Source organism: Desulforhabdus sp. TSK (assembly GCF_022836495.1).
Classification (GTDB): Bacteria; Desulfobacterota; Syntrophobacteria; order Syntrophobacterales; family Syntrophobacteraceae; genus Desulforhabdus.
In genome coordinates, this window is sequence record NZ_BQXM01000004.1 from 105,911 (window position 1) to 120,412 (window position 14,502).

A 14,502-nucleotide genomic window follows, 5' to 3' on the forward strand; every position below is an offset into this window, starting at 1 on the left:
TCTCGAGAGTTCTTGTCTTTTCGGTTGCCAAAACTCCTGATTTTACAAGCTATGCTTTGTAAAAGTCATCCTTCTTCTTTTCATGGTGACAGGAGGCCTCACGATGAGTAACAGAGTCGACCCAACTCTAATCACGGAATTGGAACATTTTGGTCTTAAAGACGCCCATAAATGCTATAATTGTGGAAATTGTACCGCCATTTGTCCCCTCTCCACGCCGGAAAACCCCTTCCCCAGAAAAATGGTGAGGCTCATCCAGCTGGGCCAGAGAGACAAGCTCCTTGAGGCCCCTGAGCCCTGGCTGTGCTATTATTGCGGGGATTGTTCCACGCGGTGTCCGCGTGGTGCCGATCCTGGTGAAACAATGATGGTGATGCGGCGCTACCTGACCTCCCTTTACGATTGGACGGGATTTGCCCGCAAGTTTTATACCTCCGAACGATTTGAAATCATGGCCATCGCCATTGTGGCAGTGCTCGTAGGGCTTGGCCTCCTCCTTTTCAACACGGGCAAGCCGAATTGGGACCATGCAGCCATCAACTCATTGTGGCCTGCCGAGCACATCGAAATCGCCGACCTCATCATGGGTGGTATTCTTTCGTTCTTACTGCTCAGCAATGTCTTCAGGTGCTTCAGAATCATCATGGGTAAAATGGCCTTCAAGATTCCGCTCAGATACTATGCGAGTGAAGCCAAGGAGCTCTTGATCCATACGCTGACCCAGAAACGTTTCAGCCAGTGTACGGACCGCATGCAGTGGTTTGTCCATCTCATGATCATGACCGGTTATTCCTCCGTCTTTCTGCTGGTCGTTGTGTTCATCCGGTGGTTTCAACGGGATCACATCGAATACGCTATCTGGCACCCCGTCCGTCTTGTGGGCTATTATGCCACTTTCGCCATCCTCTATGGCACGACGTACGCCATCATCGGCCGACTGAAGAAGAGCAAGGCCCCCTATAAAAACTCTCATCCGACGGACTGGATGTTCCTGATCCTGTTGCAGCTCACCACGCTGACCGGTATCTTCATCCATTTCACCCGGTTGCTCGACTGGCCGGCAACGACCTATTTTCTTTATGTGATTCACATGATGGTGGCGGTGCCCATGTTGGTGCTGGAAGTTCCTTTCGCCAAGTGGGCTCATTTGGCCTACCGTCCCGTCGTCGTCTTTCTCCTGAAGGTGAAGGAGCGCTACGCTCAGGAAACCGCTGCGCCGGCCACTGCCGAGGCCGTTGTGGAGGGGGCGATCTCCTGAGCCCGTTCGACTCCTTCGGTGCCCTGACCCTGCAGGTGTCCCGGCATCACGGATAGAAAAACAAAACCCATGATGGACCTTACCCGGTGTCTATCATGGGGTTTTTTTTGTGATTGCTCCTCGTTGGCGTCAAGGGGGCGAAAGGGCTATTCCCGCGCTTTTTTCCAGTCGATGGGGAAAACCGGTGTCTGCTCCGCAACAGCGGGCGGCCACACCAGTTTCAGCGTGCCGTCGATCCATTGACCAACATAGGTCGGGAGCTTGTTTTGGCGGCTCATCTTTTTGTAGGATGTAAATTGAACCGGCCCCAGCACAGTCATCAGGTTTGCTGTTGTCAGAGCAAGGCGAATCTCTTCGGGCTGAAAAAACTTGGACCGTTTCAGAGCATCCACCATCACCTGAGCCGCAGCATAGGCCTGAGCTCCGTGATATTCGGGTTCCACTCCGAACCGATCCAAGAATTCGTGGAAATATTCCTGCACCCCTGGAAAAGGGAGTGCAGGATGCCAGAGGATCATGGCGAAAACCATGGCGCCGCCTTTACCTGAATTTTCTTTGAAATGGCGGTGTGTGAATGCCGGCGTTCCACCCAGAAACAGGTGGGGAGCTATATCGACCTCTGCTGCCTGGCGCATGAGGAGCGAAGCATCCTTCACATGGGAGATCATGTAGACCAGGTCGGGACCGGCGTCTTTGACCTTTAGCCACATGGGCCTGTGATCAGTCTCTTTGGGGTCGTAGACTTCCGCAAGGAGAAGCTTGACGCCGAGGCTTTTGCATGTCTCGTCCATGCGCCTGGCTCCAGAAATCCCCAGGGGGCTGTTCTCGTAGATAACAGCCGCAGTTTTGGGTTTGGCGACCTGCCCCAGGAAGGATTCCACTCCAGTCCAGTAGTCAGTGGCGGGCGTGTTGAGGCGAAAAACATACTCCCAGCCTTTTTCGGTGATCTTGTCGTCGATTGAGGTATTGACCAGGAAGGGGACCTGTTCCGCTTCAGCGACAGCGGCAATGGCAGCCGTTTCGAAACCGCCGTAGCCTCCACCCAGCATGAGGACCTTGTCTTTCGCGATGAGCTTTTCCGCCAAAGCCGCGGCTACTTCCGCACGTCCCGTATCGTCTTCGAAGATAAAATGGAGCTGCCTCCCATTGACTCCACCGGACAAATTGATTTCCTGCATGGCCAGCTCGAAAGATTTCTTTTCAATTTCTCCGAATTTCGCCTTGTCCCCTGTGATGGGAAGAATGATGCCGATGGGGATGGCGTCCTGGGATGTACGGGCGTAAACCTGGAGATGGACAAAACAGAAAAGAGTGAGCGAACAGCAGATTGCGAGGTTTTTTTTCGTCACATCGGGCTCCTTGAAAAGAATGACCGGTGGAGGCGCTTTTCAGATACCTTGTGGAATCAGTATAGCAGTCTGCACCCGCACTTTGCACTCTTTAGCTGTTTCGTCACTCTCGATGGGTTCAGCAGGGGGCGTTTTATGCATCATCATTCCTGAAGAAATGCCTGCCTTCATGTCGGGGTGATTACTTCAAAGGAGCTGTAATGTCACTTCCGGTGCTTTCATCGGTTCAAAAAGTAATTGCTCAGAGCAGTCGTGTCTTCATGCATCCCGAGGCCATTGAGCCTGCCGTGCGGCGCTGGGGGAGTCTGGAAACCGGTCATGGAGGATGGCGGCATCCGTGCCATTTTTTTGATGGTACGGAAGAAACAGTCCGCTGGATTTTCGTCCTGGATGTCTTGAATCACTGTTTCTGGCCCGATATCGGCAAACCTGTCTGGACAGTCACCTTTGCAGGATCTCCCTGGTCGGGGTACTGGGGGCTGGCAGCCGCCCTCAAGCGCGCTCAGGAGGCTGGAATGCCGCTCACAAGCTCCAGCTTTCTGGCCGGCATGCCGGAGGAGACTCTCCGTCACATTTTCTCCGGAGAGGGCGAAATTCCACTGTTTGAAGAGCGGTTGTTCAATCTGAGAGAAGCCGGACGTGTCCTCCAAAGCCAATGGCAGGGGGATTTTGTCCATGTACTGGCGAGCGCAGAGGGAGACGCGGTGAGGGAGGTGCGAAACATTGTGGATGCATTTCCCAGCTTTCGCGATGAGGCTTGCTGCAAAGGTGAAACAGTCTATTTCTGGAAACGGGCCCAGATCTGCGTGGCCGACATCCATGCGGCGTTTGAAGGCAAGGAATGGGGGCAACTCTCGCGAACGGAGGAACTGACGGCCTTCGCGGACTACAAGCTGCCGCAGGTGCTGAGGGAACTGGGAGTCATCTCCTATCACCCTGAGCTGGCCCGCAGGGTGGATGCCATGGAACTGCTGGAGCCCGGCGGCGAAGAAGAGGTGGAAATCAGGGCCATGACAGTTTGGGCGGTGGAGGCCTTCAAGGAGGCTTTTCGCACGCAGGGGAGGGAGGTCACGAGTGCCTGGGTCGACCACTGGCTCTGGCAGCTGGGGCAGGAAGATCATTTCAGAAAACGCCCGTATCATCGATGCCGCACGATATTTTATTGAGATGGGAATCGCTTGCTTTCTGGAGGAGGACTTATCTATAATGAAGCCTCGTTTGAGTCTACAGCATCGAGTTTCGTAGAGGGCAGCGCACACGCCGACAAACTCAGCCACTGAGAAAGGAGCGTAAAATGTTATTCATGGCCATTTTCAACTATTCTCCGGAAGACCGCAATCTGGTTATTGAAAGAGGCATGGGAGGAACCGACAAGGACATAGGTGTGAAGGTCAAGGGCGAATGGTTTGACATCTCCGGCCATCGCGTTTTCCGCCTCTTTGAAGCCGATGATGAAATTCATCTCGCGGCCTCCATTTATGGCTGGACCGATCTGGGTGTGGCGGAAATCATCCCGGTGATGGACACGGACAAGGCTCTGAAGCTGCTGAAGAGAACCCTGAAGAAATAGCAGGCGTGTCCTGACGGTTTGCGTCACCTGCGAAAGCGTTTGAAAATCCTTCAAGCATTCCCCAGGGAATGGCTTGAAGGATTTTTTTTGCCTGGAAACCATTTACAATGGTAGCGTTGACGAAGGGTTTACAGAGTATGAAAGATCTACAGGAATTGTTGAGTCGCATCGAGCCCTGCTCTGCGGAATGGGAAGAAAAGGCGTGGGAAAGGCTGCGCTCTCAGATCCGGCCTCGCGGTTCATTGGGGCAACTGGAGGTCATCGGCGCCCGGTTGGCAGCCATTCAAAGGACCCTCAGTCCCTCCGTGGGGAAGAAGCTCATTTTCACCATGGCGGGCGATCACGGCGTGGCGGATGAAGGTGTCAGCGCCTATCCCCAGGAAGTCACCGGGCAGATGGTATACAGCTTCGTTCAGGGATGGGCTTCTATCAATGTTCTGGCCCGGCACGCCGGAGCCGATGTCCGTGTGGTGGATTGCGGTGTCGCGGCCGATCTTCCAGCCGATTGGAACATCATCCACCGGAAGATAGGGAAGGGGACGGCCAATATCTCGAAGGGCCCCGCCATGAGCAGAGAGCAGGCCATTGAGGGGCTGCTCCTGGGAGCCCGGCTGGTGCAGGATGCCTGCAGCCAGGAAGGATATCGGCTCTTTGGCACCGGGGATATGGGCATCGCGAATACCACGCCGTCCACGGCCATCGTCGCGGCCTACAGCGGAAAACCCGTCGCCCGGTTGACGGGGCGGGGAACGGGAATCGATGAAGATGGATTTCGCAATAAAGTCTCCGTCATTGAGCGCGCCCTGGAGGTGAATCGTCCCGATACGGACGATCCCCTGGATGTTCTGACGAAAGTGGGGGGCTTTGAGATTGCAGGTCTTGCCGGGGCGGTTTTGGGTGCTGCCTCCGTGAAGGCCCCTATCGTCTGCGACGGTTTCATTGCCACCGCGGGAGCACTTATTGCGTGCAAACTAGCCCCGGCCGCCCGTGACTATCTCTTCGTCTCCCACCGCAGCCAGGAGGTCGGACACACCACAATGGTGGAAATTCTGGGCTTGAGGCCCATCCTGGACCTGGACATGCGACTGGGTGAGGGAACGGGATCGGCCCTGGCCATGAATCTTGTGGAAGCGTCCGCCAGAGTGCTCATGGAAATCAAAACTTTCGCTGAAGCGGGAGTCACGGACACGGGGCACTGAAGAGACGCAGCGTATTTTTACAACTTGAACCTTTTGAGGAGTGCACAGCCATGGCCACGATCATGCCGGAAGGCGATGCCATACGTAAAGCCGTCAAATGGATTTCTGCCGAATTGGAGGTATCCCCCGGGGAGTCGCCCATGAAGTTTGTCAATCAGGCTGTTGTGAAGTTTGACCTTTCCCCCAAGGAAACCGAGTTTTTGATGGAGTTCTATCGAAAGCAGAGGGAGCAGCCCGGTTCCGAGGGATGAAATATCAATGGATGCAAGAGGGCTCATGAATCTCTTCGTGGCGGCAGAGCGCTTGCCGGCACATTCCCGGATCTCTACTGGAATGTGGGTTTGTCCCTCAAACGATTCCGGGAATGATCGCGCTTCAGACCTCCCCCAGGCCTAAAGTGTCAGGGGTTTCGGCCGGCTTCATTTCTTGACACCTTCCAATGAAGACGGTATAAGAACGGACCAAGGGGATGTGGCTCAGTTGGGAGAGCGCTGCCTTCGCAAGGCAGAGGTCACGGGTTCGAATCCCGTCATCTCCACCAAAAAATATCAATGACTTAGCCCAATCTTCAAGGAGGTTGGGCTTTTGTTTTTGGTCACCTTTGGTGATCAGGCCGGATCCCCATCGCTCAACTTGTTGGCTGCCAAAGCATTTTCAGACAATTAATCGATCCCGACGTACTGGAAGTCATCTGATGGCGCCGCTTAAGCAAATTAAATTGATTCCGGTGAAACTCGAATCCGGGTTTGAGATTGGTGTCTATCCGGAAGTCTTGAAAATATTGAATCTCAGGCCGGGGCAACTGGTGGATTCTGAGAATATTGGAGGAGAACAAAAAATTCATTCAGAGCAGTATGGTTAGTCTTCAATAAGGGTCAGTGTGACTGGGGCGGAGAGGGGTTTGTCTCCGAGGTTCTCATAGATCTGCATTGAATGTATGTGGAGTGGATCATCATTTTTTTCGACGGCTCAGAATTGAATATAAGAGAGATCAATGAACTTCGAAGAACTGAGGTAAGCCGCGCCCCCCGTGGAACCCTACTTTATTCCATTGGGGCGTCGGCTTGAGCGTTGGATATGCGTCCTTGAGTCAGTTTGTCAATCAAGATCCAATTCTGCTTTACATTGATTGCATTTCATAGCGCCACGAAAAACCATATTGCTGCATTCTGGACATATATAGCGGGCATCTTCGTCTCGAGCCCATTTTTCAGTTCCGAATTCTCGTCGATATGGGATACACCGCAAGATAACTTTCTTCCCAACGGCCATGGAAAAATTATCAATATGCTGGCAAGGAAAATCATCGCACTCGTGACAACCTGTGTAACCTTTTTCTTTGGTGCATGATTAGGGCGTCCAAATCGGCTTTCGGCCGTTTCCCGGTTTTTGGACCCGGCGAAAGCCTCCTGAGTCAAGATGTGGCGGCTATTTTCCCGGAAATTCCGACAGACCAAAAACCGGGTAAAGAATCTGGGCGATTCCGGTCTTTTTTGGACGCCCTAGTGCATGATCTGATCTCACATTGCTGACAATGCATGAAAAGATCATCTGACAAGCACCCACCACAATGAATATCTTCTATCGAAAGCTTATCGCTATTAGGAAGTGTACCCTTGTCTGGAGCTCCTCCCTTGTACAGATTTACCAATCGCTCCTTAAGCTTGATGTTATTGTCACGCGCCGCGATGTAAATAGCACAAACACCGCAATAGAGACCACAAGGAGAAATTAAATTGGGATTTATCGCCATATCTTTTGACCTTTCCTTTCATTGCGAATGGACACGAAACTTTCCCCACGCAATGTGAAATCAATAGCTTAAATCCAGTCGAGTCTTTGAAATTTTCTACATTAGATCCGCTTGAGAGTAGTTGCACCGGTTGGCGACCGCCGAGCCACCTACATTGAATATGACTCCGACTTCCGGTTGCCCCCTGGTCCAACACCAGAACATCGCAATCAACATTTTCCATCCTGGAATACCGGTTTGCGTTTTTCGGAAAATGCCTTAAGCCCTTCCGCTCCCTCGGGATGAGCGGCACAACCGACCAGACCCTTGCGCTCCCTCTCCAAATGCGTTTCAAAAGAAGTGTCGAAGGAATCCGTAAGGAGCTTCTTCGACCATCCGAAAGAATTCATTGACCGCTCGGCAAGATCCAATGCCATAAGGGTCGCTTCCTCCACGGCTTTGCCGTCTTCCACCACTTTGGTCGCCAATCCCCAGGCAAGGGCCTGCTCCGAAGAGATCGCTCTGTCGAAGGCCATGATCTCCATTGCCCTGGCGAATCCGACCAGCCTGGGCAGCATGAAGGAGCCACCGCCATCAATGCTGAGTCCGTTCGAAGTGTAGGCTTGCCGCAATACAGCAGACTTGGCGACCACTCTGAAGTCACAGGCCAGGGCCAGCGCGAAACCTCCTCCCGCTGCTACCCCGTTAACCGCGGCTATGACAGGCTTGGGCATACGGCGAATATCCACCACCGCCTGATGAAATCGGGCGGTCAGTTCATGAAGTGCGGCAGAGGTACCGCCCGGGAATGCAAGAGACCACCGGAGGTCACCGCCGGAGCAAAACGCTTTGCCCTCGCCCGATATGACGATTCCGCGCACTTTCTCTTCTGCAGCCAGAGTAATGATCTTGGCGGCAAGCGATTCCATAGTGTCCAAATTTAGTGCGTTGAATGCCTCGGGGCGATTCATCATCAAGGTGGCAATACCATCGGATTTTTTGACAACTACCAGTTCTGCCATCAATTCCCCTTTCGTCAGTGAGAAAAATCCGGACGCAGAATTCCTCGTCTTCGATTATTTCATACGGCCATTCGGTTCAAAGAGACCCGCCACTGCCACGATCTCCTCCAGCATCACCTCCTCTTCTTTGACCTGTGGCGTCAAGATTGCTATCTGCTAGGAATTTCACTTATCATGGGTCATTCCTTTCTCTGCCTGCAGTCAGGATTTCTAGCACTTCAGGCAGTCCAGGTGGAGGCGGAGCTGGTTGATCATCTTCTCCAGGATCATCTTCTCTTGACTTGCAGCATAGAGCACTGCGGCGCCGTTGATGGCGGTCAGGATTAAGTCTGCCACCTCTCGGGAGTCCACGTCGGCCCTCAGGATTCCAAGCTCGCGGGCCTCTTCTATCCATGAAGCGAGGAGGTTCGAGAAGATCCGATAGCCGTCCAGAATGCGACGCGCCATCGGCTCCGACTGGCCGGAATGCTCGACGAGCATGTTGAAGAAGAAACAGTCACCCTGGAATACCTCGCCTCCGATGTAGTTGCGAAGGTCGTTTTCCAAGGCGCGCTTGACCCGCTCGACGGGGTTCGAGATCTCCCGAACTCCCTCGAATACGATCCCTTGCCAGATCTGAACGGAACGCTAGTAGGCCGCATCCCAGATATCCTCCTTGCTTCCGAGGTGACCGTAGAGCCCCCCCTTTCGTCAGGCCTGTAGCCTGGAGAATGTCGGAGATCGACGTATTGTAGTAGCCCTTGACGGAAAAGAGCTGGAGAGACGCCTCGACGATTTCCTGGCAGGTACGAAGGCCTTTTGCGGACATTGCTTCTACCTCTAGGAGACACTCACTCCGAAGATCATCAGCGAAGGCGAACCGTTCAGCGGCATCTTGAAGGTTAAATTTGGGGAGAGCGGCGCTGATCATGAGTGCTTCCGCAAGGCACCTGGAGGCAATGAAGCGCCTATTTCCCCGTTCCCTTTCAGTTACCACGTCTGAGTTATAGAATCGGGCGTAACAGCCAATGTGGCGCGTAACCAATCGAATCTCGACTTTAGCAAATCAAAGTCCGGTCCAGACGTTATGAACGCTGCTTTGCCTTTGACCAGGAAGCCTGCGCCCGCTCCATGCAAACCTTGCACTTTGCTGCTCGCCAGGGTAATCAATACGTCAGGGTTGAAGGCAATATTCGACTCGGTGCGATGCATATAACCGGCAGGAATCAGCAACCGGCCATCGTCGGATATTCGAACGTAACTGGTCCACGTGTTGACCATATGCGGCCCATCTTGGCCCAGAGTGGCGATGGCAACGATGCCGTCTTTTTTCAGTATTTCTAGAAGTTTTTCTGGGATCATTGGAACTATCTCCTTTAATTTGAGTGAGCATGCAGACCAATTTTATGACTGGAACAGGTTATGTTTATTCTGAACAGCAACAGAGACACACATCGAAGATATGGCATGCAAGGTCGGCTGTCACTGTATAAAGATACGCTGATTGTTGTCAGACTAGAATGAATTGAAGATCGATGAAGTGCCGCTTATTTTTTCACGAGCAGAACAGCTCACGATTGAATGAACGATATTCTCCACCACAAGGCTCTCCCTATTTGCAGCGGCAGAGACTTTTGAGCCGGAAAAGCTATTCAATGCACCTCCAGCACTTTCACACCTCCAGTATCACCATTCTTACCGGCAACGCCGACGACAGCCGACGCACCAGGAAAGCACTGCTTCCGGATTTTCCGACGGCAACGGTGTGCCCTGCCTTAATCTCTCTTGACCAGCCGGTTCATATCTCCCGAACCCAAAAGGGCCGGGGCGTTCATCTACCGGTACGCCGCCACAATATCCTTCGCCATTCCTCTCATCTGCCTCGGCGGTTGTTTCACGTTTTCCCGCGCCCGCGCCGAGGCCTTGAGATCGATCCTGTACTCCGGCCTCTTTTCCAGAATCATCCGGGTGTTCCACTGGTTCACCTCCCGGACGACATCCTTCATTCCCTCCTTGTCCTTTGCGTTGAACGCTTTCATGTAGGCCGTTGCAAACTCGTTTTGCTTTGCGTCCTTGAAGTTCTTGAGGTCTTCGACGGTCCAGTACACGTCGTAGGCTTTCGCGCTCGAAAGCGGCTGAAACCCGGCGCCCTTGGCAACCGCCTCCATCCCTGAAATCTTTCTTGGCCCCTTTTCTCCGGGGATGTTGATGGGACGCCCGGTGGCCGCCGTCTGCCCCTCGGCCCAAAGCCGGTATCCCGACATGATATTCTTGACAGCAGATGGGGCGACGGCCTCTCCAGCCCGGTAGAGATCCCCTCGCCGCACGGCATCGACTGCATCCGTGAACTGCTCGAGCATGGCCCAGGGGATGCCGATGAGGTCCCCCATGCTTGCCGAGATCTGGGAGGAAAGGCTCTGGTCCGTCTGGATCCTCCCCAGGACCGGGAGCTCCATACCGATGGACCCTCCGATATGGATTCCCACCACGGACGGAGTTCCGTACATCACGATGTCTCGCGCAAAAGCGGGCAACGCCGATCGGACGCCGGTTTCCAGGATGTCGTTCCCGAAGAGCTGGCGGATGAGAGACGCGAGCATCTTGTATAGAGGCACGGCCCCGAGCCCGCCCAGGGCCATCATGGCCATGAGGGAATAGGCGAAGGCCTTCCGGCCTTCCTTGTCCCCGTGGAGGAGCATCCACCGCCACAAGGAGAGAAGGTTGTGGGTGAAGGACCTGAAGGTGTAGGCGGTCGAAAGGAGCTTTCCTGCAGCAGTCCCCCGGAGCACCTGGGGACGGTTGGCCTTCCCATAGATGAAATGGGCGTCGTTTACGATCTCTTCGGCGAAGGCCTTCGCCTGGGCGTGGTTCATCTCCTTGCCGGGTTTGAGGCCAATCCTTGAAAGCGTCTTCTCGTTGGTCACCCTCCCACCCCTAGCCGCCCGGTAAGCCGCCAAGGCGAGGCTCATGCGGTTGTAGCGCTCCGCCATTTCCATGGGGAGTCCCATCATCTTGATGGCCTTTCCCCACATCTGCTTTTGATAGCCGCCGAGCTTCCCGGTCACTTCCGAGATAAGCTGCCCCTGGCCCCATCCCTCCCGGAACATTTCATTCAAAAACCTCTTTTCGTCGCCTGAAAGCCTGCCGCTCGCCTCAATCTTTTCCTCCGTGACCGAGGCCCTGAGATCCTTGATGGCTCCCGTCCACTCTTTCGCCGCCGAGGACATTTCCATGGAAAGCCTCGGGACCCCGGCCAGAATGTTCTGGGTGAGGTTGACGGCTGCGCTCTTCAAATTCGCTCCCAGGTACTGGACGAAAAAAAAGGCCCTGAGGTGATAGAGTTGAATGTTCAACCCGATCACGTGCATCTGCTGGTGATGAATCCTCCGGAAGTCAGCTTGTCGACACTGATGGGAACGATTAAGGGGCGCACAGCGATTCGCGTATTCAAGAAGTTCCCATATTTGAAACAAAGACCGTATTGGGGGAATCACTTATGGGCTCAAGGTTATTGTGTGTATACCGTTGGCCTGGATTCGGATATGATCGGAAAATATGTTCAGCACCAAGAGCGTAAAGAGAAAGAAGCAGAAAAATAGACGCATGGGGGCAATTCAGCGTGCCTCCTCTGCTGGGGGCACGCTTCCAGCCCCCTTTCAGGGGGCAGATCAAAGCCACGTCCTCTGGGCGTGGCTTTGCAGCGCCTTTACTGTTCAAGCAGCTTTGCTGCGCCATTTTGCGAACTGGAGGGTATCTAGCCATTTCTGGCGCATTCCCCATTTATTTACAATGCGAAACCGAGTATTAAATGGGAAAGTGTAAAATTAAATCTGGGGCATAGATTGGAGAGCAAAACTATCTGCCATAACGGATGCAATGGAGCGTTGAAATGGGATCGAGAATAAAAATGACCCTTGAGCTCCCTCTGCAGCTCAAGAAAAAAGAAAAATGGGTTGTCGCGTCATGTCCCGTTCTGGATATCGCCTCCCAAGGAGCGACTGAAGATGAAGCCAGGCGAAATCTTGCCGAGGCCCTTCATGTCTTTCTGGAATCTTGCATCGATCGCGGCACCCTTGACCAGGTGCTTAAAGAGTGCGGGTTTGAGGCCGTAGCACAAGACGCAGAAACCGAAACCGGCTCTGCCCCTGAGAGCATAATCATTCCGCTCTACCTACTCTCAAAGTTCGATGAGGGCAGAAATTGTCACCACGGATAACGCCAATTCACTGGAAAACGTTGGAATGCATCTTCCTGAAGGCGGGTTTCGTATTTGAAAGGCAAAGAGGCGATCATAGGTGCTACATCAAGGAAGGTTGTTTACGTCCAGTAGTGATCCCCACATACAGCGAAATTGATCCTGACATTATCCTTTCAAACATGAGAACAGCCAATCTTACCCGGGAAGATTATTTCAGATATTTAGCCGAATGCAAGTGAACCAGTGCGATAATGTTTTATTATCATCCCAAGATCACTGTTTAATATCCCACCTTAGCGATATTCTTCTCATCATAAACCGAAACTGGAAATCTTCCCTTTCCATTTGATGTTTCAAAATACCTCAAGAATATTCGAAGTTTGCCGACAACTTGAGTGCACCAGCAGAACCGAAATCATCAGATGAGGAAAGAGAATGCTCAGCCTTAAAAAAAAGACAGTCGAAAAACGTTCTCCGCTCAAGGTCCCTCCGCTCAGACTGCCAGGGCAGTCAGTCCAGGAAGAGATAGACAAGATATTCGAGAAATTTACTGATGTCGCCCTCTATGTGGGAATGATGACGTTCCTAGCCGTCCTCGAATGGATGAGATATTTTCACAACTCACCTCCACAGCCGGTCTTGTATTCGTTAATTGCAGTCCCGTTTTGGATCTATGGGATTTGGAGGGGTGTAGGATTCAAAAGAAAACTCCGGAATCTGAAGCAGGCAAGAGATGGCGAAAGATCGGTAGGACAGAGTCTTGAACGATTGAGGGAAAAGGGCTATCGTGTATTGCATGACATGGTGGGGAAGGGCTTCAATGTGGACCATTTGCTCATTGGTCCGACGGGAGTCTACACGGTTGAGACAAAGACAATAAGCAAACCGTCGCGAGGATCATGCGAGATCACCTATGACGGAGAGCACGTTCGCATAAACGGCTTCCAGCCGGACCGTGATCCAATAATTCAGGCCAAGGCTCAGGCAAGCTGGGTCAGGGGGCTCGTCCACGACTCAACAGGCAAAAGCGTTGATGTCCGGCCCATCGTTCTCTATCCCGGCTGGTTTGTAAAAAAGCAATGCAGAGTTGTGAAGGTATGGGTCATCAATCCGGATCAGCTTGAAAGTTATCTGAAGAATGAACAGCAAGTCCTTGGGCCCAGTGACATCCATTTGGTAGAGTATGCTATGACTTTCCACATGCGGAACGCATCCAATGGGAAATAATCTGGACTCTATATTTGCAGGGAGCCCCAGCGGAGTTTCGATATGAAAGAATTGATCATTTTGTTTCTGCTCCTTACGCTTGCCGGCTGTGCAGTTAGCGAGACCAGCAGGCAGAGCGATCCACAGGTGTCGTATGGAGGAACCTTTCGAACAAGAACTGGATCCAGTCATGGCATGTAGCGTGAGTGGGTAATAGACTATGAGCGTCCACCAGCACAAAGACGGCCGATGGTTTTGCACCTTCCATGAGGAAGGCAAGAAGAAGTTCAAATAATTCGGGCGGGGTGACATCGCCGAGCACCAGGGCAGGCGGTTCGATGAGGAAACAAAGAGGAGCCGCGGCAAGCTTTGGGTTGATGGCGGCATCACTATTGAAGAGCTTTGCCGGAAATACCATGTACAGCACCCGGTTCGGGAAAGTACAGCCGACAGCGACTTTTACCGGTTGGACAGGATCATTCTTCCCATTCTGGGGCGCCTTCAGGCTGAAACTCTGTCCACGCAGCAGCTGAACGAATACATCCAGAAACGCCTGACTGAAGGGAAGAAGCGAGGGACTGTTATCAGGGAGATTACAATCCTCAAGGCCGCTTTCAATTGGGCGGAATTACAGGATCCGCCATTGATCCAACGAAATCCCCTTTCGAAATACACCGTCCCTAAAGCACGAGACGGGGAGATCCCCACACGACCTACAGAAGAGGAAGTGGATCGCATTCTCAGAAATGCTCCGGATCATTTGATTCGTGCAATCGGGATCCATTGGTACTGCGGCGTTCGCCCTGGAGGAGAAGTCACCAGGATCTGCTGGGCCGATGTGGATTTTTCTGCAGATGAATTAAGGATTGTGAGCGCACAGAAGGGTGGGCCCCAAACGCGCTACATCCCCATTCATGCAGATTTGCGAGATTTGCTGCTTTCTTGGAAGGAGATGGACCGTAAGAATGTTGGGGTCAATAAGGGTCAGT

At 52.9% G+C, this 14,502-nt stretch carries 17 protein-coding genes, 1 tRNA gene and 1 pseudogene; 11 read left to right on the top strand and 8 right to left on the bottom strand.

Going from position 1 to position 14,502, the window contains the following annotated elements; genetic code table 11:
- The first annotated feature begins 103 nt into the window (after positions 1 to 103).
- Positions 104 to 1,258 (top strand): 4Fe-4S dicluster domain-containing protein, encoded by a 1,155-nt coding sequence (locus MWC30_RS04080; RefSeq protein ID WP_244082880.1) that lies wholly within the window; start codon positions 104 to 106, stop codon positions 1,256 to 1,258.
- Positions 1,259 to 1,404: 146 nt separating this feature from the next.
- Here the strand turns inward: MWC30_RS04080 and MWC30_RS04085 are convergent, their stop codons facing one another.
- The gene (locus MWC30_RS04085; RefSeq protein WP_244082881.1) at positions 1,405 to 2,607 is read right to left on the bottom strand and encodes an ABC transporter substrate-binding protein; all 1,203 of its coding nucleotides are present in this window, start codon (positions 2,605 to 2,607) and stop codon (positions 1,405 to 1,407) included.
- 200 nt (positions 2,608 to 2,807) lie between these two features.
- Here MWC30_RS04085 and MWC30_RS04090 point away from each other — a divergent pair, with 200 nt between their 5' ends.
- The 6 genes from MWC30_RS04090 (at position 2,808) to MWC30_RS04115 (ending at position 6,238) form a co-directional block, all read left to right on the top strand.
- Positions 2,808 to 3,773 (top strand): queuosine salvage family protein, encoded by a 966-nt coding sequence (locus MWC30_RS04090; protein WP_244082882.1) that lies wholly within the window; start codon positions 2,808 to 2,810, stop codon positions 3,771 to 3,773.
- A gap of 128 nt (positions 3,774 to 3,901) precedes the next feature.
- Positions 3,902 to 4,177 carry a DUF3303 domain-containing protein gene (locus MWC30_RS04095; RefSeq protein WP_244082883.1) on the top strand — a complete coding sequence of 92 codons (276 nt, stop codon included), beginning with the start codon at positions 3,902 to 3,904 and terminating at the stop codon, positions 4,175 to 4,177.
- Positions 4,178 to 4,314: 137 nt separating this feature from the next.
- On the top strand, positions 4,315 to 5,376 hold the full coding sequence (gene cobT, locus MWC30_RS04100) for a nicotinate-nucleotide--dimethylbenzimidazole phosphoribosyltransferase (RefSeq protein WP_244082884.1): 1,062 nt from the start codon (positions 4,315 to 4,317) through the stop codon (positions 5,374 to 5,376).
- Between the two features lie 50 nt (positions 5,377 to 5,426).
- Positions 5,427 to 5,627, top strand: a complete 201-nt coding sequence (locus MWC30_RS04105) for a hypothetical protein (RefSeq protein ID WP_244082885.1) — start codon at positions 5,427 to 5,429, stop codon at positions 5,625 to 5,627.
- Between the two features lie 214 nt (positions 5,628 to 5,841).
- A tRNA-Ala gene (locus MWC30_RS04110) sits at positions 5,842 to 5,917 on the top strand.
- Between the two features lie 153 nt (positions 5,918 to 6,070).
- Positions 6,071 to 6,238 carry a hypothetical protein gene (locus tag MWC30_RS04115; RefSeq protein ID WP_244082886.1) on the top strand — a complete coding sequence of 56 codons (168 nt, stop codon included), beginning with the start codon at positions 6,071 to 6,073 and terminating at the stop codon, positions 6,236 to 6,238.
- A gap of 552 nt (positions 6,239 to 6,790) precedes the next feature.
- Here the strand turns inward: MWC30_RS04115 and MWC30_RS22845 are convergent.
- The 6 genes from MWC30_RS22845 to MWC30_RS04135 all read right to left on the bottom strand — a co-directional run bounded on the left by MWC30_RS22845 (position 6,791) and on the right by MWC30_RS04135 (position 11,477).
- Positions 6,791 to 7,129: a DUF3795 domain-containing protein gene (locus tag MWC30_RS22845; protein WP_368860792.1), complete on the bottom strand. Its 339-nt coding sequence runs from the start codon at positions 7,127 to 7,129 to the stop codon at positions 6,791 to 6,793.
- A gap of 209 nt (positions 7,130 to 7,338) precedes the next feature.
- Positions 7,339 to 8,130, bottom strand: coding sequence for an enoyl-CoA hydratase/isomerase family protein (locus tag MWC30_RS04120; RefSeq protein WP_244082887.1), 792 nt, complete (start codon positions 8,128 to 8,130; stop codon positions 7,339 to 7,341).
- Between the two features lie 210 nt (positions 8,131 to 8,340).
- Positions 8,341 to 8,745, bottom strand: coding sequence for a TetR family transcriptional regulator C-terminal domain-containing protein (locus MWC30_RS04125; protein WP_306423194.1), 405 nt, complete (start codon positions 8,743 to 8,745; stop codon positions 8,341 to 8,343).
- Positions 8,627 to 9,040 carry a TetR family transcriptional regulator gene (locus MWC30_RS22850; RefSeq protein WP_368860793.1) on the bottom strand — a complete coding sequence of 138 codons (414 nt, stop codon included), beginning with the start codon at positions 9,038 to 9,040 and terminating at the stop codon, positions 8,627 to 8,629. The genes MWC30_RS04125 and MWC30_RS22850 overlap by 119 nt, the downstream gene beginning before the upstream one ends.
- Positions 9,041 to 9,099: 59 nt before the next feature.
- Positions 9,100 to 9,471: a pyridoxamine 5'-phosphate oxidase family protein gene (locus MWC30_RS04130; protein ID WP_244082889.1), complete on the bottom strand. Its 372-nt coding sequence runs from the start codon at positions 9,469 to 9,471 to the stop codon at positions 9,100 to 9,102.
- A gap of 473 nt (positions 9,472 to 9,944) precedes the next feature.
- On the bottom strand, positions 9,945 to 11,477 hold the full coding sequence (locus tag MWC30_RS04135; RefSeq protein WP_244082890.1) for a PLxRFG domain-containing protein: 1,533 nt from the start codon (positions 11,475 to 11,477) through the stop codon (positions 9,945 to 9,947).
- Between MWC30_RS04135 and tnpA the strand changes: the two are divergent.
- From tnpA to MWC30_RS04150, 4 genes and pseudogenes are all read left to right on the top strand, one after another.
- Positions 11,439 to 11,708, top strand: a pseudogene (tnpA, locus tag MWC30_RS04140) (IS200/IS605 family transposase); the annotation flags it as partial. The gene MWC30_RS04135 and the pseudogene tnpA sit on opposite strands and share 39 nt — an antisense overlap.
- 290 nt (positions 11,709 to 11,998) lie before the next feature.
- Positions 11,999 to 12,325, top strand: a complete 327-nt coding sequence (locus tag MWC30_RS04145; RefSeq protein ID WP_244082891.1) for a type II toxin-antitoxin system HicB family antitoxin — start codon at positions 11,999 to 12,001, stop codon at positions 12,323 to 12,325.
- Positions 12,326 to 12,345: 20 nt separating this feature from the next.
- Positions 12,346 to 12,546 (top strand): type II toxin-antitoxin system HicA family toxin, encoded by a 201-nt coding sequence (locus tag MWC30_RS22855; RefSeq protein WP_368860794.1) that lies wholly within the window; start codon positions 12,346 to 12,348, stop codon positions 12,544 to 12,546.
- A 196-nt stretch (positions 12,547 to 12,742) separates the two neighbouring features.
- On the top strand, positions 12,743 to 13,534 hold the full coding sequence (locus MWC30_RS04150; RefSeq protein WP_244082892.1) for a nuclease-related domain-containing protein: 792 nt from the start codon (positions 12,743 to 12,745) through the stop codon (positions 13,532 to 13,534).
- 94 nt (positions 13,535 to 13,628) lie between these two features.
- On the opposite strand, the gene MWC30_RS04155 is transcribed toward MWC30_RS04150, so the two are convergent.
- Positions 13,629 to 13,931 (bottom strand): hypothetical protein, encoded by a 303-nt coding sequence (locus tag MWC30_RS04155; protein ID WP_244082893.1) that lies wholly within the window; start codon positions 13,929 to 13,931, stop codon positions 13,629 to 13,631.
- Positions 13,932 to 14,502: the final 571 nt, after the last annotated feature.